Here is a 22312-nt window from a genome sequence, read left to right as displayed (position 1 = left end):
AGAAGCTGAGAGAGCGGGCTGACAATGATAATTTTACGGGTGGACACGGTTCCACCCGTATTGCATTGATAAACGCCGCCAGGCATTACGCCTGATGGCTGGCTGTGCCAGGCTTGTTCAGCTGCGCGGATTTTAAGGATTAATGCTTGCCAATGAATGATGAACTCCAGCGTCCCGACCCGGATGCACTGCTGCAACAGGCCAACGAAAGTGGCCGGGGCAAACTGAAAATCTATTTTGGTGCCTGTGCGGGCGTGGGAAAAACCTGGGCGATGCTACAGGAGGCCAGGCGTTTGCGAGGGCAGGGGCTGGAGGTGTTGGTGGGGATTGTGGAAACCCACGGACGTGCAGAAACCGCTGCCCTGCTTGAAGGGCTGACCGTGTTACCCCGCCGGGCGACCGGACAGAACCGTCATCCGGAGTTTGATCTTGATGCGGCGCTGGCCCGCAATCCGGCGGTGATCCTGATGGATGAACTGGCGCACACCAACGCGCCCGGTTCGCGTCACCCGAAGCGCTGGCAGGATATTGAGGAGCTGCTGGATGCCGGGATTGATGTGATGACCACCGTCAACGTTCAGCATCTCGAAAGCCTTAACGACGTGGTTGGCGGTGTGACCGGTATTCGCGTACGGGAAACCGTGCCCGATCCCTTTTTTGACGCCGCCGATGAAGTGGTGCTGGTTGACCTTCCTGCTGACGACCTGCGCCAGCGGCTGAAAGAGGGCAAGGTGTACATCGGTGACCGGGCTGAACGCGCCATTGAGAACTTTTTCCGTAAGGGCAATCTTTTTGCTCTACGCGAACTGGCCCTGCGCCGCACGGCGGATCGCGTTGACGATCAGATGCGTGCCTGGCGTGACACTCAGGGGCGAGAAAAAGTGTGGCATACACGGGATGCGATTCTGCTCTGTATCGGTGATAACACCGGCAGTGAAAAACTGGTCAGGACCGCCGCCCGGCTGGCCGCCCGTCTGGACAGCGTCTGGCACGCGGTTTATGTCGAGACGCCCCGCCTGCATCGCCTGTCAGAAGCGCGGCGGCGCGGTATTCTGCGCACGTTACAGATGGCGCAGGATTTGGGGGCGGAAACCGCCACGCTCTCCGATCCCCACGAGGCTGATGCGGTGCTGCGCTACGCCCGGGAACATAACCTGGGCAAGATTATTATTGGCCGCCGCCCGGTGCGACGCTGGAAATATGACGGCTTTGCCCGACGGCTGGGACAGTTGGGGCCAGATTTGGATCTGGTGATCGTGGCGCTGGATGAACCGCTTGCTGCACCTGCCGGTCCCGCGCCGTTAAACCGGACGCCGGGTGAAAAGTGGCGGCCGCAGCTGAAGGGCTGCGCGGCGGCGGCGGTACTCTGTTCTCTGGTCACGCTGGCCGGTCGCTGGCTGTTGCCGGGTGTCGATTCGGTGAATCTGGTAATGGTCTATCTGCTGGCGGTAGTGGTGGTGGCGCTGCGCTATGGCCGCTGGCCGTCCGTGGTGGCAACGGTACTTAACATCGTCGCTTTCGACCTGTTTTTTGTCACGCCCACCGGCACGATTGCCGTGTCAGACGTGCAGTATCTGGTGACCTTTGGTGTGATGCTGGCCGTGGGGGTCATCGTCGGTAATCTGACCGCAGGCGTGCGCTATCAGGCGCGCGTGGCGCGCTACCGTGAGCAGCGGGCGCGGCATCTGTATGAAATGGCAAAAACCCTCAGTCGGGCGCTGAGCCAGCAGGATATTGCCCAGACCTTACCGCGCAGTCTGGATGCTACTTTGCAGGCAAGAAGCGAACTGTTGCTGCCGGACAGCGAAGGCGAACTGGTTACGGTGGGCGAATCCCGCCTCAGTGCGGTGCCGGACCGGGCAATTGCCCGCTGGAGCTTTGACAAAGGTCAGCCTGCCGGTGCCGGGACAGATACGCTGCCGGGTGTGCCCTGGCAGATCCTGCCGCTGAAAGCCGGCAGCGAAACGCTGGGGCTGCTGGTGCTGGAGCCGCTTAATCTGCGCCAGCTGATGATCCCGGAGCAGCAGCGGCTGGTGGAAACCTTTACCGTACTGCTTGCCAACGCGCTGGAGCGCATTGCTCTCAGCCAGCGCGAGGCGGTTTCCCGTCTGGCGGCGGAACGGGAACAGCTGCGCAATGCATTGCTCTCCGCACTCTCGCACGATTTGCGCACCCCGCTGACCGTCTTGTTTGGTCAGGCGGAGATCCTGACGCTGGATCTGGCCAGTGAGGGTTCGAAGCACGCGCCGCAGGCCAGCGCGATGCGTGAGCAAACCCTGAATACTATCCGACTGGTCAATAATCTGCTGGATATGGCGCGATTGCAGTCCGGCGGCTTCAGCCTGCGGGCTGAGTGGATGGCGCTGGATGAACTGATTGGCAGCACCCTGAAAATGATGGCCCCGTCGCTGGAAGGCCGCAAAATCGAGCTGGATCTGCCGCCTGAGATGCTGTTGATCCACGTTGACGGGCCACTGATGGAACGGGTGTTAACCAATCTGGTGGAGAACGCGCTGAAGTATGCCGGGCCACAGGCCACGATTGGCATCAGCGCTCACCTGCCTTCGCGCCAGTGGCTGGCAATTGCCGTGTGGGATAACGGCCCCGGTATCGCCGATGGGCAGAGCGAACAGATTTTCGAGAAATTTTCTCGTGGTAATAAAGAGTCAGCCGTGCCCGGCGTCGGCCTTGGGCTGGCTATCTGTCAGGCCATTGTTGATATTCATGGCGGGAAAATTCATGCGGAGAACCGCCCTGAGGGCGGCGCACGTTTTGTCATCACCCTGCCAATGGAAGAACCGCCGCAGCTGGAGGAGTACCAGTAGCTATGCCAGGCATCGGGCGATAAAGGCGGCGGCGTGGCCCGCGCCCTGCGCCGTAATGGTGTGCCCGGTGCCCGGTTCAAACTGGCTGCTGACGGTGATGCCAGACTGACGCAATGTTGCCGCAGCTGCCTCGCTTTCTGCAAAGGGAATGACGTTGTCAGCCATACCGTGGATCAGCAGAACCGGCGTTTTTTGCGCCGCATTAAAGGGTTCAGGGGAGGCCAGCCTGCCTGAGAATCCCACCACACCCGCCACCGGCCAGCGTCCGGTCACCACGGCATCCAGCGCCATAATCGTACCCTGCGAAAAGCCAGCCAGCACGACTTTGTCCAGCTGGTCGTGCATCTGATGCTGAATCAGGATGTCGTTGAGCAGGGCATCAAAGGCTTCGCGAGCTTCTGTAACCCGCGCTGGCCGATTATCCGGCGTGATACCTGCCAGGCTGAACCACTGGTAACCGGCACCATGCTCGAAATGAAACGGGGCATCCGGGCTGACGGCGTGGAGATCGTGCAGGCTGGCGCACCAGTGCGCGCCCAGCCCGGCTAAATCGTCACCGTTGCTGCCTACACCATGCAACAGAATCACCAGTTTTTTTGTCATATTTAACCTCACAGGGGGGACTGACGCGTCATCCTTCAGATTGCAGGCGTTTGCCACTTTGTGCATCAAAAAGATGAAGTCTATCGACGTTGACAGCCAGCGCCAGCGGTGTCTCCGGGGATGCGGAAACGCGACCGGCAAACTGCACGTGCATCGGGAATCCCTGCCAGTCAATGTGCAGCAGGCTGGATTCACCGGTGACTTCCACCAGTTTCACCCGTGCCTCCGGCAGGTCCGTGACCCTGTTCAGCACAAAATCCTGCGCACGTATCCCGACGATCACTGGCCGCTGGCCCTGCTCCGAGGCCGCCTTCTGCCACTGTGCAGGCAGGGCGAACCATAAGCCATTGCACTCTACGCCGGCCACTCCCTGACGATTTTCCAGCTGGCCTTCCAGCAGGTTCATCGGCGGGGAACCAATAAAGCGTGCGACAAAGGTATCTGCCGGATGGTCATAAATTTCCAGCGGTTTGCCCTGCTGCACGATCTCGCCCTCACGCATCACCACGATTTGATCGGCCAGCGTCATCGCCTCGACCTGGTCATGAGTGACGTAAACCATGGTGGTTTTGAAACGCTGATGCAGGGCTTTGATCTCTGCACGCAGCTCCATGCGCAACTGTGCGTCAAGGTTGGAGAGCGGTTCGTCGAACAAAAAGACCTGGGGATTACGCACCATTGCCCGTCCCATCGCCACCCGCTGGCGCTGACCGCCTGATAATGCACGGGGATAACGGTTCAGCAGCTTGCTGATGCCCAGGATTTCCGCCACGCGAGCGATCTTGCTCTGCTGTTCCTCACGCTTTACGCGCCTGACCTTCATATGAAAGCCCAGATTTTCGGCCACCGTCAGATGGGGATAAAGGGCATAACTTTGAAACACCATCGCAATATCGCGATCCGCCGGATCGAGATCGTTAATCTTCTGGTTATCCAGCATTATTTTTCCGTCTGAGACGGTGTCCAGCCCTGCCAGCAGGCGCAGCAGGGTGGATTTTCCGCAGCCGGAAGGGCCAACCAGCACGGTAAAACTGCCATCAGGAATGATCAGATCCAGCGGGCTGAGTACCGTTTGTTTGGCATAGCGTTTTGTCACGCCAACCAGTTCAACACGAGCCATACAGCTATCCTCTTAATTCTGTTGCGGTCAGCCTTTACTGCCGCCACTGGCCAGTCCGCTGACCAGGCTTTTTTGTAGCCAGATGGCAATAAACAACGGGGGAACCGAGGCCAGAATACCAACGGCGGCAATCAGCCCGTCATCGGTGGCGCGTCCCGCCGTGAAACCGGCGATGGTCACCGGCAGCGTTTGTGCGCTGATGTTGCTGGTAAACAGCAGCGCATAGAAAAACTCGTCCCACGCCAGCAGCCAGCCAAACAGCGCGGAGGCACCCAGCATCGGTTTCGCCAGCGGCAGGGTAATGCGCAGCAGCACCTGCCAGAAACGCAGACCGTCAAGCCGGGCTGCCTGCTCAATATCCAGCGGCAGCGTATCAAACTGATTTTTCAGCATCCAGGTGAGAAACGGCAGGATCAGCGAGCAGTAGACCAGCACCAGCCCGGCATGGGTGTTGAGCAGACCGAGTTGTTGCAGGATGAAATAGAGCGGCAGAACGAAGGCCACCGGCGGCACCATGTAAATGGCCAGGCTGCCAAACAGCCAGCCATCGCGTCCCGGATAACGGGAGAAACTGAATGCCGCCGGGACAGCCAGCAGCAGCGAGATAGCAGTGGCTCCGCAGGCGACCAGCAGACTGTTACCCAGCGCATGCAGGAACAGGGCTCCGGGCTCGCCAGGCTGTAGCGACACCAGCCGGGCATAGCGACTGAAATCCCACTGGCGCGGCAGCCACTCCAGCGGCACGCGGGTCAGATCGGTGTTGGAACTGACGCTCATCATAAACAGCCACAGCATGGGGCCAAGGATACTGGCAGCCACCAGCAGGGCGGCAAAATAACGGAAGAAAATACGCAGATTACGTTTCATGAGCGGTACTCCGACGGCGTTGACGCCAGACCATCGCCATATAAATAGCAATCAGCACGCTGCACATCAGCGTCATCAGGATGGCATAGGCTGCGCCGCTTCCTGCACGCAGGTAGCTGAAAGACTCCTGATAGACATAAAAACTCAGCGTTTTGGTGCTGTCTACCGGGCCGCCTCGCGTCATGACATAGATGATGTCGAACACTTTAAAGGCGTCGATGGTGCGCAGGATCAGCGCCACGCTGAGTGGACCGACAATCGCCGGGAAGGTGATGGCACGAAACCGGCGGAAGGCGGATGCGCCATCAAGCCTGGCGGCCTCGAACAGGTCATCCGGAATGGATTGCAGCGCGGCCAGCACCAGTAAGGTCACCAGCGGGTAGTTTTTCCATACGTCGGCCAGCATGACTGCATTCAGCGCCGAATCCGGCGAGCCAAGCCAGCTGCGGTAACCATCAATAATTCCCAGCTGGGTAAGCAGTGCGTTAATGCTGCCGTAGTCGGGATTGAAGTTCAGCCGCCACATCATCGCATTGACAATGGTTGGCAACGCCCACGGCAGGATAACTAATACCCTGAGCACGCTTCGGCCATAGAATTTCTGATTAAGCAGTAGCGCCACCAGCACCCCGATAACGCCTTCCAGCGCTACCGACAGGACGGTGAAGTACAAAGTACGCAGTAGTGATGAGAGGAAATCGGGATCGGTCAGGGCGAAAAGGTAATTCTCCAGACCAGTGTAGTTAATGCTGCCGCCATTATTAATTAATGCGGCATCGGTGAAGCTTAGCCAGATGGTACGCAGCAGGGGCCAGGCAGTTAACAGGCCCATCACCAACAGCATGGGTGCCAGAAGCACCCATGCCTGTCGCTGCTCACGTCGTTGCAAACTGAGCATTAATACCTCTTAACGCAGGCGCTGGGCGCTTTTGGTCACAGATTCCATCGCGGATTGAGGCGTCTGTTGGCCTTGCAGAACCTGCTGAAGCTGCTGCTGAAGGGTGTTAGACAAACGTGAGTAATCTGCGGTAATCGGACGCATCAGCATCACGTTCAGCGCCGGTTTCGCCGCCGCGATCAGCGGTTCCTGGCCCTTTTGCACCGCTGGATCATCATAGGATGATTTCCAGATTGGCAGGCTCAGACGGGCATACTTGTTCTGCACCGGCTGCGATGTCAGATAACGGATATATTGCCAGGACTGATCGGGGTGGCTGCTGGACTGGGTTACGCCCAGGCCCATTGAGCCGTTCATGGCTGCCACTTCCCCCGGTTTTTCTGACGGGGCAGGGATAATACCCACCTCTCCGGCCACTTTACTCTGCTTCGGATCGTTAGCCATGTTGTACATGTAAGTCCAGTTCAGCGCGAAGGCCGCATCGCCATTGGAGAAGACTTTACGCACGTCCTCTTCCAGATATTCGCGAGAGTTCGGATTACTGACACCTTTATCCAGCGTGGCTTTCATATAATCAACCGCTTTAATCGAACCGGCGTCGCTGAAGTTCAGTTTGCCATTCTGATAAAACTGCCCGCCAAAGGCTGACACCAGCGTGGTGTAGTCACACACCAGCGCCTCTGCCTGCGACCAGCTCCAGACCAGAGGATATTTAACAATGCCTTTTTCTTTTAACGTTTGCGACTGCTCCATCACCTGCTGCCAGGTTGTTGGCGGCGTGGTGATCCCGGCTTTAGCCAGCATCGCTTTGTTGTAATAAAGGTATTTGGTATCGAGGATCCACGGCATCCCCCACTGTTTGTTATTCCAGCTGACCGTACTCCAGGCTCCGTCGAACACTTTGGCTTTCTCGTCCGCAGAGATCAGGGGAGTGACATCTTTCAACATGTTGAATTTACTGAATTCCGCTGGCCACATATCGTCAAACAGCACTACGTCGTAACCGTTACTACCGGCACCGCGAGCGGCCACGATCTTGTCGTGCAACGCTTCGTAGGGGACGAATTCCAGATTAACCTTGATATCCGGATGGGTTTTCTCGAAGTCGCTGGTCATCGAGCGGACATCACTTTCGCTGTACGCCGCCTGTGACATGAAAAGTGCATTGACTTGCGTTTGTGCTGAGGCCACGCCAGCAGCGCTCAGCGCCAACAGGGTGACTAAACATTTGCTGAAGCTGGGTGTAAATCGACTCGTCATAACAATTCTCCATAACGATAAATGAGAAGCGATTGATTAGTGAGGTTAAGGCCAGAAAAATGCCTGGACCCATCGTAAATTAAATGGACCAGGCATGAATTAACAGCATTTTATTATTTATAACTTACAGTTGGCGGGATTCCCTGTGTATTGGCCGTATTGGCTACCCCTGGCACGCCCGCCGCGTGACCTGGGGATATTTATTAGTTTATTTTACAACTTATGGTTGGCGGGTTCCCCGTAGCGTTGGCAGTATCGCCGCCCCCAGCGCGCCCGCCGCGTCGCCAAGAGCAGATTGTGAAATCTTTCGGTTAACGGCATAGCCGTCAGCGCGGTTCAGAGCGGTATCCAGCCCTGACTGGAAAAGCGGCAGTAGTGCGGCAGCACTGCCGCTCAGCACGGTAACATCCGGCCCATATAACGCCAGTAACGTATTCAGACCACGACCAACCATCTCACCATACTGGTGGAGAATTTTGGCTACACGAGGCCGTGTTACCATCATGTTCTGGAGTAATGCCGGGGTATCCGCACCCCACTGTAAATCTGCTATCTCCTGCTCCAGCTTCTGTTGCAGGAAACCGCGTGAGGCCAGCGACTCCCAGCAACCCTGCAAACCGCAGTAGCAGCTGGTCGCATCTGCGGAAACCGGGATGTGTCCGGCTTCCGGATGCCTGCCGTCAGCAGCGCGAAATGGCTGACCCTCATTCAGTAACGCGACGCCAATACCTGTCCCCAGCGTGACCATCATCATGCGTTTGCTACCCTTACCCGCCCCCAGATGGTATTCACCCAGGGCGGCGGCCACGGCATCGTTATCAATGGCGACCGGAACAGCCAGTAACTCCCGCAATTGTGAAACCAGCGGATAATAAGAGAAGCAGGTCAGCGTATCGTTATTTTCAATAATTTCCGTGGTGTTATTAACCGGCCCACTGGCACCAATGCCAAGACTGACCAGAGAACCTCCCGCTGGTAACAGCTGGCGAATTTTATCGACCAGCGCGCCCGCTCGCGAAGCCTGGGGAAGTGTGGCGAACCAGGCTGTCGGGATGTTTTCAACTGCCACTTCACGTTCTTCATGCAGCAAGATTATTCGGGTGCCGGTGCCTCCGATATCAATGCCTGCGCGAAACAGAAGTGCAGTCCGGGTCATATTTTCACCGTTACCTTTTGGCCGTACAGAAATTCGCCTGGCACCATCCCGTTACCCCTGGCAAGGGTGACGGTCAGGTGTTGTACCCAGAGCATAGTGCTTAATAAACGGATCAGTGTAGATTCCCCTGGTGTTGGCAAATGTTGACTGCCGGAGTATGCCACTGGTCCTATGGTAACGACTTCGGTTCCGTTGTCAGCCAGATCGCTGGCCAGCGTCTTAAGCGTTGTTCCGCTGCCGTCGCCGAACAGTAAAGCCAGCATGCCTTTACCTGAAGTCTCCATCGGGCCATGACGGAATTCACCGCCAATAAACCCTTCCGCACTGACTTTAGAGGCTTCTTTAGTAATCAGTGCGCCTGTCAGAGCCGTTGCTGCGTCGGCTCCCATGCCGATCAGCGCCACCCGAGGTTTGGCATGGGTGAAAAACCGATCGGTTATTGCCTGCACCGGCGCGCGTTTTTTGATGATCTCCGCGAGCTCGGGCAATGATGCGTTGATGTTACGCAAAAAGGGGGTTTCATCCCGTCCGGTCAGCGCCCAAAAGGTGCGGTAACTGGCAATCAGCGTGTTCAGATAGCTTTTAGCGCTGACGGTTGATTCCTCGCCACTCTTAAGTTCTACTAAAATATCAGCACGTTTTGCCAGCAGGCTCTCCGCGTTGTTGGTCACGCCAATCAGTGTTTTGGGTGCCGGGATTTTTTCCAGCACTGCAACAATCTCACCGCTCATGCCGGACTGTGACGTTAACCACAACAGGGTCTGTGGTGTGACCAGTTGTGGCATGTCCAGCAGGGGACCTGCATCAATGCGCCAGACGGGCAAACCCAGAGCAATAAGCTCTCGCTCAACCGGGATCAACGCATAATCTGATGATCCCATCCCGGCCAGTACAATACGATCAAACTGGTCAAGATTGAGCGTCTTCAGCGCCGCTGGCAGAGTATGATTCAGCTGGTCGGTCAGGGAGCTGACCTGCTGATCTAACTCTTGTTCGTAAGCACTGAAATTGATGACCGTCATGGAGCATGTTCTCTTAAAAGGTAAATATAACTGATGTGTTTAACATATATGCACGAATTCGTGCGGTCAATACTATATTTCGTGAACGAGGCGATTTTTTTGCCCAATTAAACACGCTTAAGATGACATTACATCTTATGTAAGCCAGTATATGCATGAAAACGTGCAATTATAGACAGTAAGGAAGGCAGTATGACGGCGGCACAGCGTAGAGCAAAAATTGTGGAAATGCTCACAGAAAAAGGCTATCTGAACGCGGCAGAACTTTCAGAAATCTTCGGCGTGGACAGTTCGACTATCCGTCGTGATCTCTCATTGCTGGAGAAAACCGGCAAAGTGATGAGAACGCATGGTGGATTGTTACCGATTGAGGCCGCGCACACGTTTGACACCCCCTATGATGTCCGACTTGAAATGAACGCGTCAGCCAAAACTGCTATTGCCCGCTATGCTGCCAGTCTGGTTAAGGATGGTCAGTCGCTGATCCTGGATAATGGTTCAACGGTTTATGCCTTAGCGCTGGCCCTGAAAGACAAAAAGAATCTGACCGTTGTCACCAATGATATTTATTGCGCGATGGCAATGGGGCAGCATCCGGGGATCACCCTGCATGTCGCAGGAGGGCTGATGCTGGATAAGGTTTACACTTTAGTCGGTCAGGAGACGGTGGATAAAATCAACAGCGTGCATGTTGACTGGGCTTTTCTGGGATCGGAAGGCGTGCATTACGATAATGGTATCACCAATATCAATACCATTGAGATCCCGGTAAAGCAGGCGATGATCAAAGCCGCAGATAAAACGGTGGTGCTGGCTGATAGCAGCAAAATTGGCTATCGTGCGCTGGCACATGTCTGTCCGTTGAGCGATATCAGTATGGTGATCACTGAAGCGTCGCCTGAGCTTAAGCAGCGCAGCAAATATGGTTCACAGTTAGTGGTGGTTGAGCCTGATGCAGAACAGAACTGATACCCCAGGTATCAGTTCTTCATTTATGTTCGCCACTGTCAGGTTAGTGATGGACGAACTCAGTGGTGCAGCATTTCGTCGACGATTTGTTCTTTACTCAGGCTCCACGGATAAAAAGTTGGCCAGTTATCCATCTCGCTGAGCAGGGCTTCGTGCGACTGATTGCCGAAAAAGATGTGGAAGTGTTGAGATTTGCGTGGTCCGATAATGTGATCGCTGAACTGCACATAAGCCGGTGCCTGAGAATTTTTATCCTGGCAGGTAAACAGGTAGCGTACCCCTTTCTTCCCGGAAGCATAGGTCAGTATTTTAAATCCGGCATAGTCATAATGGCAGGCACTGACTTTGTCGCCGCGATGAAATTCAATGACGTTTTTTTCAATGCCAATCATATCGATATCCGTGGCATACCCTTTTTTGTAGTAAGCCCGGTACTCTTCCACCGATTTTTCCCCGCTTTTGGCTTTCTGTTGCAGCACAGGGTCCAGGTCGCCTTTTAATAACCAGGGATTGAGTGACTGCCAGATACCATCCCAGTCGCTTAACTGGCGGTCTTTAACGTTCTGGTCGTCAAAAACACCCTCGCTGGCTTTGCGCTCAATGTCCGTCAGCGGGGCACCGTGATCGTGCGCATCGTGGGCAAATGTGCCCATGCTGGTCATGCTGATGCCTACGGCCAGCAGGGTAGCAGATACTTTCCTTAACATTTTCTTCTCCGGTGAAATTCTTTGTGTTATCCGGAAATGTTATAACATAACATTTCATATGTTAAAAGAGCAGCTGCTGACCCGTTTTGCCGGTGCGAGATTTATTCTGTTGCGCACTAACTGTCGCAAGGCCGGGCGAAAATGCACTAAGATCCGTTTTTTGGCCTGTGAAGTGAGCCCCCTATGCTGTATCGCCGCTTTGAACGACTGATCGACATTTTTCAGGATGCGCCCGCCAGTACACCGCCAAATCGCGTCTGGGCTTTTTATATCTATTATCTGCGTCAGGTGTGGCAAAGCTTCGCCATGCTACTGGTAGTCGGGCTGATTGCCTCACTGATTGAAGTGGCGCTGTTCCGTTATCTGAGCACCATTATCGATATGGTTAACAGTACCCCGCCGGCGCGTTTTTTCAGTGACCATGCCAGTGAGCTGATCTGGATGGCGGTGGTGGCATTGTTGTTACGGCCGGTTTTTATCGGGCTGCACGACTTGCTGGTGCACCAGACCATTAACCCCGGCATGACCAGTATGATCCGCTGGCAGAATCATAACTACGTGCTGCGCCAGAGCCTCAATTTCTTCCAGAGTGATTTTGCCGGGCGTATCGCTCAACGAATTATGCAAACCGGTAACGCGCTGCGTGATTCTGCGGTACAGGCGGTCGATGCTTTGTGGCATGTCCTGATCTACGCCATTACCTCGCTGGTGCTGTTTGCTGAGGCCGACTGGCGGTTGATGGTCCCATTGCTGGTGTGGATCCTGGGGTACGTCATCAGCCTGAGATATTTTGTGCCAAGGGTGAAATCCCGTTCTGTCGCGTCGTCTGAATCCCGCTCCCGGCTGATGGGAACTATCGTCGACGGTTACACCAATATCACCACCCTCAAATTGTTTGCGCACAGCTCTCTGGAACGTTCCTTTGCGCGTGAGGCGATTGGCGATCAGACCGATAAAACCCGCCAGCAGGGGCGTATGGTGACCAATATGGATGTGGTGATCACCACGCTTAACGGCATGTTAATTGTGACGACGACCGGCCTGGCGCTGTGGCTCTGGACAGAATCACTGATCAGCGTCGGTGCTATCGCGCTGGCGACCGGTCTGGTGATCCGCATTGTCAATATGTCCGGCTGGATCATGTGGGTGGTGAATGGCATTTTTGAAAATATCGGTATGGTGCAGGATGGTCTGAAAACCATCGCCCAGCCTATCGCTGTGACTGACAAACCGCAGGCTGCGGCGCTGAAAGTGCAACGCGGTCAAATCAGCTTTGAGGGCGTGGACTTTAACTATGGACCTGAGCGTCGGGTTATTACGGATTTGCAGCTGGCGATCGGTGCGGGTGAAAAAATCGGGCTGATTGGGCCGTCCGGGGCAGGAAAATCCACGCTGGTTAATTTGCTGTTGCGTCTGTATGACCTCGATGGGGGCCGGATTGTGATCGATGACCAGGATATTGCGCATGTCAGCCAGGAAAGCCTGCGTGCGCAGATTGGCATGATTACTCAGGATACGTCCCTGCTGCATCGCTCAATTCGTGACAACCTGTTATATGGTCGGCCAGATGCCACTGAAGAAGAGTTGCAGCAGACTATCCACCGGGCCAGAGCCGATGAGTTTATTCCCATGCTCTCTGATTCACAGGGCCGTTACGGGCTGGATGCGCATGTTGGTGAGCGTGGAGTGAAGCTCCCCGGAGGACAGCGCCAGCGTATTGCTATCGCCAGGGTGCTGCTGAAAGATGCGCCAATCCTGATTATGGATGAGGCGACCTCCGCCCTGGATTCAGAAGTGGAAGCGGCAATTCAGGAAAGCCTGGAGTCGCTGATGGCCGGTAAAACGGTGATTGCTATCGCACACCGCCTGTCGACCATTGCCAGAATGGACCGGCTGGTGGTACTGCAACATGGCAGGATCGCCGAAATGGGTAGCCACGCCGAGCTGCTGGCTAAAGGAGGACTTTATGCCCGCCTGTGGCAGCATCAGACCGGTGGTTTCGTCGGCGAATCAGAATAAAACCGGCCTGCTGAGGTAACATCTTGTCAACGTACGGGAGGGGCTCCCTGCGTTGGCGGATCGGGCCTGTCAGGTTCTCATATGCGGCAGGTCAGGGAGGGTGGGCGGCCTGAATCAGCCCGTTAAGCCGCCTGCATCCCGACGATAAGGGAGTGCGTCCCGCGCCTCTTCCATCCAGGCCAGTACGCCTTCCCGCTCCTGTTGCAGATAGTCTGCTACCGCAGCCCGTAGGCCTTCATGCCGCAAATAGTGCCAGGAGTGCGTAAGAACAGGTTCAAATCCTCGCACCAGCTTGTGCTCGCCCTGTGCGCCGGCATCAAACCGTGGCAGATGATGAGCAATGGCATAATCCATCCCCTGCCAGAAACAGGTTTCAAAATGCAGTCGGTTAAATTCTGCCAGACACCCCCAGTAGCGCCCGTAGAGAGATTGACCGTCTACCAGGCTGAAAGCCATTGCGGCCATCAGGCCATTTTGCTTAGCCAGGACCACACGGATTGCATCAGGCATTTTCTCGCTGAGCAGGCTGAAGAATTCACGGGTCAGATAGGGATGCTGGCCGCGAACAGCATAGGTGTTGGCATAACAGTGATATATAAAATCCCACTGCGCCTCACTTAGCTGATGGCCGGCCAGCCACTCAAATTCAAAGCCCTGGCTGGCAACCAGCTCGCGTTCTTTACGGATCTGTTTGCGTTTACGGGACATCAGAGTATCAAGAAAATCCTGAAAATCACGATAGCCGGGATTATGCCAGTGATACTGACAGCCAGTGCGATGCAACCACTGACTTTCATCAGCCATCAGCGCTGCGGTTTGTGCATTGCCGAAATTAATATGTGCGCTGTACAACTGGGCCTGTGCTGAAAACGCCGGGATCGCCTGCAACAGCTGCCTCGCCGCGTCAGGTTCGCCCAGCAAACGTGCGCCGGTGACCGGGCTGAAAGGCACAGCGGCCAGCCATTTGGGATAATAGGGTACACCGGCACGCTGACAGGCATCCGCCCAGGCATGATCAAACACATACTCACCTCTTGAATGGCGTTTGCGATAACCCGGTATGGCGGCGCGCAGTTCGCCGTTTTCCATCCACAGCAGATGCTCAGAATGCCAGCCTGTTTCATTATTCACACAGCCACTCTCTTCCAGCGTGCTGAGAAAGGCATGGCGCAGGAAAGGCTGACTGTCAGGGATGAGGCAATCCCACTGGCTGGCGGGAAGGTCTGCCAGCCGGGTCAGAAGGGTAAGTGACATCAATACGCTCCGTTTTCAGTCCGCCAGCAGTAAAATCACTGCCGTTAAAGTGACGGGGTTAACGCTGAAGATCAATGTCTTCTGCCAACTGCATACCTGGTGGCAGTTGCTGCCACCGTTGCAAATGAATCTGTCATTACGTTCAGCAGGCTGCCCGTTTTCCTTTTACAGACAACCACTTTTACGGCCTGGCTCAGGCGGAGATCATCATCGGGGCGACCTGGCGCAATATATTGAAAAACCAGCTTTTGGCGGTGATATCACCAATTTCAGTATGAGAGTAGAGAAACACTTCGGAATCAGCCACCTGGAAGGGCAATTCCAGCACCCGGCCATTTCCCCTCTGCACATAAATTGCAGCGGCGTTATAAGGCAGGGTCACTAACAATTCGCTGGAGGCGATTAACTCGCCCAGCGCGGCAAAATGCGGTACTTCAACCACAACTTCCCGCTCCAGGCCGAACTCCTTCAGACGATCTTCCACCAGACCGTATCCGCTGGTAGCTGAAACGACGACATGCTGTTCATGCATATACTCATCCAGGGAGAGTTGCTGGCCGATCCGGGGATGGTGAATATTCAGCAGGCAGACGTAGCGTTGGTGCATCATCAGCTCGCGTCGGGCGGATAATACAGATTCATTACGATTACAGATAGCGGCATCAATCCTGCCTGTCAGCAACCATTCTTCCAGTTTTTGCATCTCTACCGGGATTACTTCCAGCTGCACACCGGGGGCCATCTGCCGCAGATGTGCCACCAGACGCGGCAGGAGTAACAGCTCTCCCAGATCCGATAGCGCCAGGCGAAATTTATGGCGCGATGTTTCAGGGGCAAAAGTGCGCGTTTCAGCGACGGCTTTCTCAATCCCCGTCAGCGATTTTTTAAACACTTTATACAGCTGCATGGCGTTGGGGGTGGGTTCCATCCCGTTCCGACTGCGCTTGAACAGCTCATCGTTGGTTTCCCTGCGTAGCCGTGCCAGCGCATAACTGGCGGAAGGCTGGGTGATAAACAGACGCTGTGCAGCACCGCTAACGCTGCGGGTTTCGTAGATGGCGGTGAACACCCGCACCAGGTTGAGATCTAACATCAGGCCTCTGTATAGATTATGTCTATAAATCAGGATTCAAATTATCTATTTGAACTATTTTAAGCATCTTTATAACATTCACTCCAGAAAATTTTCATAAGTCACAGTATCAGTTGCATATTTATTTTATTCATTAAAAACAATCTATTGAAATTTAACATCATCGCAAATCAGCAACGTAACATGCAGGGCGGGGCTGGAAGGAGAGAATAAATGAAAGGTGAAATTGTGGATGTCATTATCGACTGGATTGAGGAGCATCTGGATGATGGTCTGAATATTGAAGCGGTTGCTGCCCGGTCTGGCTACTCAAAATGGCATCTTCAGCGTGCATTTAAAGAGAAAAAAGGCATTACCCTGGGGACCTTTATCCGCCGCCGTCGGCTTGATGAGGCAGCAAAAAGTCTGGTCAGCTCACGCAAAACCATTATGACTATTTCCACCGACCTGGGCTTCTCTTCACAACAATGTTTCCAGCGCGTGTTTAAAAAGCACTTTAATGTGACGCCCAAAGACTACCGTAACCAGCATCGCGAGTTTCACTGAGTTACCGGGTCCGGGCAGCGGTCTGTCCGTCAACGGTGGCAAGCTAATGAAAAAATATCTTCTTATTATCCTCGCTCTGGCAATGGGCGAACCTTCTGTGGTGAGTGCCCGAAGCCTTACTGCACAGGCCAGCACGGCTACCGTGCCGTGTGAACCGGCTTACTGTATTGATCCTGTTATTGCCGGTGACGAACTGACACAAGGAATGATGGGTTACCAGCGCCAGATTCAGCGTGTGCTGGAGTCTGAGCAGCCAGACCAGCCGGTCATGTTGTCAGGTAAAGTCAGTTAAATTGCTGATTAATGCCGTATCCTGATGCAGAATTTACCCCCTCATCAGGTATACTGATGCCGTGTTAAATTGCTCACGGGATGATATGGAACGTTTCACTGAAAATCTAATTTATGCTTCGCGCTGGCTGTTGGCACCGGTATATCTCGGGTTGTCACTGGGCCTGCTGGCGTTGACGATCAAATTTTTCCAGGAAGTTCTGCATCTGTTGCCAAACGTGTTGGCGATGGCGGAGAACGATCTGGTACTGGTGCTGCTGTCGATGATCGATCTGACTCTGGTGGGCGGCTTACTGGTGATGGTGATGCTTTCCGGTTACGAAAACTTCGTCTCCAGACTGGATATTTCCGAACATAAGGAGAAACTCAGCTGGTTAGGAAAAATGGATTCCGGATCGCTGAAGAACAAAGTCGCAGCGTCGATTGTGGCTATCTCTTCTATTCATCTGTTGCGGGTATTTATGGATGCGAAAAATATTCCGGACAATAAGCTGATGTGGTACGTCATTATCCACCTGACCTTCGTGCTGTCCGCCTTCGTAATGGGGTATCTGGACGGCATCTCCCGCCGTGAGAAATACACCAGCAGCTAACCTTTCCCGATCTGCCCGGCCTGTCCCGGGCAGATTTTCCCTGTTGCATGATTTTTCTTGCCCGGAAAGGGCAAAATCGCATAAAAAGCGGTGCAGAAATCGGACCGCCATGCCGATAAAATAATCGCGTTCATTCAAAGGCTGGCAGATTGCCTGCATTAACCAGAATATATTGGCACCCACTTTGCATCTTTAAAATGTCTGTCGGCAATCTGCTGTTCGGCACGACGGAACAAGAGTGAGGGTCACAGAGGAAAGAGATGTCAGATGATTAGTCGTCGTCGGTTAATACTGGGTACCGGCGCCACTTTACTTGCGATGACAACCGGGAAGCTGTTTGCCCGCGAAGATATCATTCCTCTCTGGCAGGATGAGCCGCCGGGGGGCGGTGGCCCAAGTGGTGATTTACATGTTACCGCTAATGGTTCCTGGTCGAATATTGTCAGCCCGGCTATTCAACGTTTCCAGCCAGAGAATCCCAATGGTGCGGCAGTACTGATTGCGGCAGGGGGAGGCTATCGCTGGATTGGAATGGGGGGCGAGGCCTGGCCCGTGGCGCGCTGGCTGAATGCCCGTGGCTATACGGCTTATGTATTGAGTTACCGTTTGCCGCGTGAAAAATGGCGGGCAGGGCGGCTGGCACCTTTGCAGGATGCGCAACGTGCGATTCGACTGGTACGCTCAATGGAGCGCAAAGTGCATCTGCTTGGCTTCTCCGCCGGGGGGCATCTGATGGGGATGGTTGCAGCACGACCGGACTTTATTACCTATCAACCGCAGGATCCCCTTGATCAGATCAGGCCGCTGGCAGACAGCGTGGGGCTGATTTATCCGGTTATCACCCTTGAACCGCCTTACACCCACACCAATACGCACTTTGAGCTGCTGGGCGAAAATCCGTCTGCGGCTGACGAAGCCGGCTGGTCGGTGGAAAACTATGTCACCCGGCAATTCCCGCCGACGTTTCTGGCGCAGGCGGAGGATGATCTTGTTTCCAATCCGCACAACAGCCAGATCATGCATGATACCTGCCGTAAAATGGGGGTGCCGGTCGAGCAGATTAAAATTACGCGTGGCGGACATGGCTTTGGTTTGGGAAGAGCGGGGAGTCCGGCAGCAATATGGGATGAAGCCTATGCTGTCTGGCTGGAAACACGCAGAAAAAAAGAGGGGACCATCGCATGACGCGATGGTCAGAGACTATTTTCTGAGTCGCACCAGATCGACCGCATGATTAACACTTTTCGTCATAATCAGGCTGGCACGTTCGCGGGTTGGAAGGATGTTTTCTTTCAAATTCATCAGGTTGATCTCTTCCCACAACTGACCGGCAATGGTAATGGCTTCTGCCTCTGGCAATTTTGCGTAATGGTGGAAATAAGAATCGGGATCGGTAAACGCCCCCTGACGGAATTTGAGGAAGCGGTTAATGTACCAGTGCTGTAGCAAATCTTCAGGTGCATCAACATAAATTGAGAAATCCACAAAGTCTGAGACAAATACGTGATGTGGGTCGTGGGGATAATCCATGCCGCTTTGCAGCACATTCAATCCTTCAAGAATCAGAATATCCGGTTGTTGTACAACCTTGTCTCCATCAGGGATTACGTCGTATATCAGGTGCGAGTATACCGGCGCGGTAACCTGAGCCGCTCCGGATTTCAGGTCGGAAACAAAGTTCACCAGTCTGTGCATGTCATATGACTGAGGAAACCCTTTTTTCTTCATCAGCCCGCGCTCTTTCAGCACCTGATTAGGATGCAGAAAGCCGTCAGTGGTAATCAACTCAACGCGGCGGTGCTCTGGCCATCGGCTAAGCAGAGCTTGCAGAACACGCGCTGTGGTGCTTTTGCCAACGGCCACGCTACCGGCAATGCTGATGATGTAAGGGATTTTTTGTCCGTTGGTACCCAGAAACTGTTCCAGTACGGCCTGCCGACGCAGATTAGAACTGATATAGAAATTAAGCAGACGAGAAAGCGGCAGATAGATTTCAGTCACTTCATCTATGGATAAATCTTCGTTTATACCTTTAAGACGAGCGACTTCTTCTTCGCTGAGGGTCATCGGAACCGAATCACGTAAGGCGGCCCATTGTGTGCGGTTAAATTGTAAATAGGGTGTGGTTAGCAGGGACTCTTTTTTAATCATATGGATGTTTCTGCCAGCAAGAATTTGCCTGATGTGGCGTAAAAAAACGAGGGAAGGAGGCAAAGAGTGCGCTTCCGGCTCACAAGCTCAGGAAAATTTCAGAAAACAATGCGCAGGAGATTACCACCAGACGGGCAGGAACCAGAAGGAAAAATAAAATCAGCGGGTGCAAACGCAACGGCTCCCGCATTTATCAAATAATTAGCTGGCAATCATGCGGATAACCTGATTTGCCGCCATCAACCGTTTGTAGTAGATCACCGCGGCATGTGAGTAGCCCTCAGGGGAGCAGGAAAAGTCGGGCAGCTCTCCCAGGCAGCGATAACCCTGAGCGCGGTAGAACGCCTCTGCTGCACCACCTGCTGGAGTATCCAGATAAAGAAGACCACGTTGCAGGTTCACCGCTTCCTGTTCAAGTGCCGCCATCAGCTTTCTGCCGGTCCCCAGGCGTCGCGCACGATCGTGAACCAGAAGCTGCTGAATTTCCGCACGATTTCTGCCTTCAGGTTTCTGACATATTTCCAGTTGCACACTTCCACTGATGCCCTGTTCATCACGGGCAATCCACAATTTTCTCTCTCCTCTGGAGAGCGCTGCCCGCAGGCTGTGGAAATAACTCTCGGCCTGTTGCCGCGAAAGACGTTGTTGTTCACCATCAGGAGCGTCGCGGGTTGCGGTGTTCAACAGCAGGTTTGCAAGCTCACTGCGATAAACAGGCAGGGTGGCGGCATTGATCATTACGATTTTCATGCTGTGTCCTCCACTGATGATGAAATATTAATCATGCAATAAGCGATCCAGGCTGTTTTAAGCGGCAGGCTGCGCAAATCTGACGTGAGATGAATAAAACAATGCACGATCAATGTGCAGGACGACCGCGATGGTGCAAAAGATCGCCTTTTAAACCTGGCAGGAGTGCCCACAGATTCAGCTTAACAATGGGCATCGGTTAAAAGTGCTGGTGATTAAAACGCCACAGAGGTGATTAATTGAACGAAAGTCCTGGTGGTATGTGGCAATTTGCGAAGAATTGCACAAATAACAGGCATAAGAACATTTATCGCAATTTTTTTGTTGCATCACGCGGCCGGTCTTCCTAGAATGCGCGTCACTTGATGCCGGCTTAGCTCAGTAGGTAGAGCAACTGACTTGTAATCAGTAGGTCACCAGTTCGATTCCGGTAGCCGGCACCATCAAGTACCCCTGGTGGGGTTCCCGAGCGGCCAAAGGGAGCAGACTGTAAATCTGCCGTCATCGACTTCGAAGGTTCGAATCCTTCCCCCACCACCATCTCAACCTTGAGTTTAAGGCTGAGGGCACAGAGGAATACCATATTATTTCTCTGGGTCGAAGTGACATAGTGATTTTAGACTGAGCTCATGCGCAGTCGGAGTCATCAAGCGTATGCGGGTTGACTCGAATAGTAAGGCTTTCCTTATTATTCAAAAGCTACAGAATGAACAGGTAGCCGAGTTCCAGGATGCGGGCATCGTATAATGGCTATTACCTCAGCCTTCCAAGCTGATGATGCGGGTTCGATTCCCGCTGCCCGCTCCAAGCCGTGCTGATATGGCTCAGTTGGTAGAGCGCACCCTTGGTAAGGGTGAGGTCCCCAGTTCGACTCTGGGTATCAGCACCACTTCTAATTCTCCCTCCCTGATTCTTCTCTGTTACGTTAAAATTCAACAATTCAGGCAATGCCTGGTTGATGTGGTGATATCACCGATTTATCCGTGTCTTAGAGGGACAAGCGATGTCTAAAGAAAAATTTGAACGTTCCAAACCGCACGTCAACGTTGGTACTATCGGCCACGTTGACCACGGTAAAACTACCCTGACCGCAGCTATCACTACCGTTCTGGCTAAAACCTACGGTGGTTCTGCTCGTGCATTCGACCAGATCGATAACGCACCAGAAGAAAAAGCACGTGGTATCACCATCAACACCTCTCACGTTGAGTATGACACCCCAACCCGTCACTACGCTCACGTTGACTGCCCGGGCCACGCCGACTATGTGAAAAACATGATCACCGGTGCTGCGCAGATGGACGGTGCGATTCTGGTTGTTGCTGCGACTGACGGCCCAATGCCGCAGACCCGTGAGCACATCCTGCTGGGTCGTCAGGTAGGCGTACCTTACATCATCGTGTTCCTGAACAAATGTGACATGGTTGATGACGAAGAGCTGCTGGAACTGGTTGAGATGGAAGTGCGTGATCTGCTGTCTCAGTACGAATTCCCGGGCGATGACACCCCAATCGTTCACGGTTCCGCGCTGAAAGCGCTGGAAGGTGACGCTGAGTGGGAAGCCAAAATCATCGAGCTGGCGGGCCACCTGGATAACTACATCCCGGAACCAGAGCGTGCTATTGACAAGCCGTTCCTGCTGCCAATCGAAGACGTGTTCTCCATCTCCGGCCGTGGTACCGTTGTGACCGGTCGTGTTGAGCGCGGCATCGTTAAAGTGGGTGAAGAAGTTGAAATCGTTGGTATCAAAGATACTGTGAAATCAACCTGTACCGGCGTTGAAATGTTCCGCAAGCTGCTGGACGAAGGTCGTGCTGGTGAGAACTGTGGTATCCTGCTGCGTGGTATCAAGCGTGAAGATATCCAGCGTGGTCAGGTACTGGCTAAGCCAGACACCATCGAGCCACACACCAAATTCGAGTCAGAAGTTTATATTCTGTCCAAAGATGAAGGCGGCCGTCATACTCCGTTCTTCAAAGGCTACCGTCCACAGTTCTACTTCCGTACTACTGACGTGACCGGTACCATTGAACTGCCAGAAGGCGTTGAAATGGTAATGCCAGGTGATAACATCAAAATGGTTGTTACGCTGATCCACCCAATCGCAATGGACGACGGTCTGCGTTTCGCAATCCGCGAAGGCGGACGTACTGTTGGTGCGGGCGTTGTTGCTAAAGTTATCGCTTAA

General features: G+C 53.9%; 20 protein-coding genes and 4 tRNA genes. 12 read left to right on the top strand and 12 right to left on the bottom strand.

The window, feature by feature from the left end; translation table 11 throughout:
- Window positions 1–152: 152 nt before the first annotated feature.
- Window positions 153–2825, top strand: coding sequence for a two-component system sensor histidine kinase KdpD (gene kdpD / locus BG55_RS03940; protein ID WP_034934534.1), 2673 nt, complete (start codon window positions 153–155; stop codon window positions 2823–2825).
- On the opposite strand, the gene BG55_RS03935 is transcribed toward kdpD, so the two are convergent.
- The 7 genes from BG55_RS03935 to BG55_RS03905 all read right to left on the bottom strand — a co-directional run bounded on the left by BG55_RS03935 (window position 2826) and on the right by BG55_RS03905 (window position 9751).
- Complete coding sequence (locus BG55_RS03935; RefSeq protein WP_034934531.1) at window positions 2826–3428, bottom strand: alpha/beta hydrolase; 603 nt, start codon at window positions 3426–3428, stop codon at window positions 2826–2828. It lies immediately after the preceding gene.
- A gap of 28 nt (window positions 3429–3456) precedes the next feature.
- Window positions 3457–4548: an ABC transporter ATP-binding protein gene (locus BG55_RS03930; protein WP_034934529.1), complete on the bottom strand. Its 1092-nt coding sequence runs from the start codon at window positions 4546–4548 to the stop codon at window positions 3457–3459.
- Window positions 4549–4575: 27 nt separating this feature from the next.
- Entirely contained in the window at window positions 4576–5415 is an 840-nt protein-coding gene (locus BG55_RS03925; RefSeq protein WP_034934527.1) for a carbohydrate ABC transporter permease, read from the bottom strand.
- Entirely contained in the window at window positions 5405–6313 is a 909-nt protein-coding gene (locus BG55_RS03920) for a carbohydrate ABC transporter permease (RefSeq protein ID WP_034934524.1), read from the bottom strand. Before BG55_RS03920 ends, BG55_RS03925 begins: the two co-directional genes overlap by 11 nt.
- A gap of 9 nt (window positions 6314–6322) precedes the next feature.
- Complete coding sequence (locus tag BG55_RS03915; protein WP_034934522.1) at window positions 6323–7573, bottom strand: extracellular solute-binding protein; 1251 nt, start codon at window positions 7571–7573, stop codon at window positions 6323–6325.
- A gap of 220 nt (window positions 7574–7793) precedes the next feature.
- Entirely contained in the window at window positions 7794–8729 is a 936-nt protein-coding gene (locus BG55_RS03910; RefSeq protein ID WP_034934520.1) for an ROK family protein, read from the bottom strand.
- Complete coding sequence (locus BG55_RS03905; RefSeq protein ID WP_034934517.1) at window positions 8726–9751, bottom strand: SIS domain-containing protein; 1026 nt, start codon at window positions 9749–9751, stop codon at window positions 8726–8728. Before BG55_RS03905 ends, BG55_RS03910 begins: the two co-directional genes overlap by 4 nt.
- A gap of 192 nt (window positions 9752–9943) precedes the next feature.
- Here BG55_RS03905 and BG55_RS03900 point away from each other — a divergent pair, with 192 nt between their 5' ends.
- Window positions 9944–10720 (top strand): DeoR/GlpR family DNA-binding transcription regulator, encoded by a 777-nt coding sequence (locus tag BG55_RS03900; protein ID WP_034934515.1) that lies wholly within the window; start codon window positions 9944–9946, stop codon window positions 10718–10720.
- A gap of 59 nt (window positions 10721–10779) precedes the next feature.
- Here BG55_RS03900 and zinT read toward each other — a convergent pair whose 3' ends face one another.
- Window positions 10780–11427, bottom strand: coding sequence for a metal-binding protein ZinT (gene zinT, locus BG55_RS03895; RefSeq protein WP_034934513.1), 648 nt, complete (start codon window positions 11425–11427; stop codon window positions 10780–10782).
- Window positions 11428–11610: 183 nt separating this feature from the next.
- Here zinT and BG55_RS03890 point away from each other — a divergent pair, with 183 nt between their 5' ends.
- A complete protein-coding gene (locus BG55_RS03890) occupies window positions 11611–13446 on the top strand; it encodes an ABC transporter ATP-binding protein (RefSeq protein ID WP_034934511.1) in 1836 nt (611 codons plus the stop codon).
- Between the two features lie 114 nt (window positions 13447–13560).
- Here the strand turns inward: BG55_RS03890 and BG55_RS03885 are convergent, their stop codons facing one another.
- Entirely contained in the window at window positions 13561–14700 is a 1140-nt protein-coding gene (locus BG55_RS03885; RefSeq protein WP_034934509.1) for a GNAT family N-acetyltransferase, read from the bottom strand.
- A 193-nt stretch (window positions 14701–14893) separates the two neighbouring features.
- Window positions 14894–15793: a LysR family transcriptional regulator gene (locus tag BG55_RS03880; protein ID WP_071994969.1), complete on the bottom strand. Its 900-nt coding sequence runs from the start codon at window positions 15791–15793 to the stop codon at window positions 14894–14896.
- A 213-nt stretch (window positions 15794–16006) separates the two neighbouring features.
- On the opposite strand from BG55_RS03880, the gene BG55_RS03875 reads away from it, so the two are divergent.
- From BG55_RS03875 to BG55_RS03860, 4 genes are all read left to right on the top strand, one after another.
- Window positions 16007–16339 carry a helix-turn-helix domain-containing protein gene (locus tag BG55_RS03875; RefSeq protein WP_034934507.1) on the top strand — a complete coding sequence of 111 codons (333 nt, stop codon included), beginning with the start codon at window positions 16007–16009 and terminating at the stop codon, window positions 16337–16339.
- Window positions 16340–16385: 46 nt separating this feature from the next.
- Window positions 16386–16631 carry a hypothetical protein gene (locus BG55_RS03870; protein WP_034934505.1) on the top strand — a complete coding sequence of 82 codons (246 nt, stop codon included), beginning with the start codon at window positions 16386–16388 and terminating at the stop codon, window positions 16629–16631.
- A gap of 85 nt (window positions 16632–16716) precedes the next feature.
- Entirely contained in the window at window positions 16717–17223 is a 507-nt protein-coding gene (locus BG55_RS03865; protein WP_034934503.1) for a TIGR00645 family protein, read from the top strand.
- A gap of 267 nt (window positions 17224–17490) precedes the next feature.
- Window positions 17491–18408 carry an alpha/beta hydrolase gene (locus tag BG55_RS03860; RefSeq protein WP_034934501.1) on the top strand — a complete coding sequence of 306 codons (918 nt, stop codon included), beginning with the start codon at window positions 17491–17493 and terminating at the stop codon, window positions 18406–18408.
- Between the two features lie 15 nt (window positions 18409–18423).
- Here the strand turns inward: BG55_RS03860 and coaA are convergent, their stop codons facing one another.
- Window positions 18424–19374, bottom strand: coding sequence for a type I pantothenate kinase (gene coaA / locus BG55_RS03855; protein ID WP_034934499.1), 951 nt, complete (start codon window positions 19372–19374; stop codon window positions 18424–18426).
- 201 nt (window positions 19375–19575) lie between these two features.
- On the bottom strand, window positions 19576–20124 hold the full coding sequence (locus tag BG55_RS03850) for a GNAT family N-acetyltransferase (RefSeq protein ID WP_034934496.1): 549 nt from the start codon (window positions 20122–20124) through the stop codon (window positions 19576–19578).
- 367 nt (window positions 20125–20491) lie between these two features.
- On the opposite strand from BG55_RS03850, the gene BG55_RS03845 reads away from it, so the two are divergent.
- The 5 genes from BG55_RS03845 to tuf all read left to right on the top strand — a co-directional run bounded on the left by BG55_RS03845 (window position 20492) and on the right by tuf (window position 22312).
- Window positions 20492–20567: transfer RNA gene (locus tag BG55_RS03845), tRNA-Thr, on the top strand.
- A 12-nt stretch (window positions 20568–20579) separates the two neighbouring features.
- Window positions 20580–20664: transfer RNA gene (locus tag BG55_RS03840), tRNA-Tyr, on the top strand.
- 192 nt (window positions 20665–20856) lie between these two features.
- A tRNA-Gly gene (locus tag BG55_RS03835) sits at window positions 20857–20931 on the top strand.
- Window positions 20932–20937: 6 nt separating this feature from the next.
- Window positions 20938–21013: transfer RNA gene (locus BG55_RS03830), tRNA-Thr, on the top strand.
- 114 nt (window positions 21014–21127) lie between these two features.
- Entirely contained in the window at window positions 21128–22312 is a 1185-nt protein-coding gene (gene tuf, locus BG55_RS03825) for an elongation factor Tu (protein WP_034934494.1), read from the top strand.

This window comes from Erwinia mallotivora, assembly GCF_000590885.1.
Lineage (GTDB): Bacteria > Pseudomonadota > Gammaproteobacteria > Enterobacterales > Enterobacteriaceae > Erwinia > Erwinia mallotivora.
The sequence above is the reverse complement of the archived record's forward strand: the minus strand, read 5'-3'. Positions and strand labels throughout refer to the sequence as shown.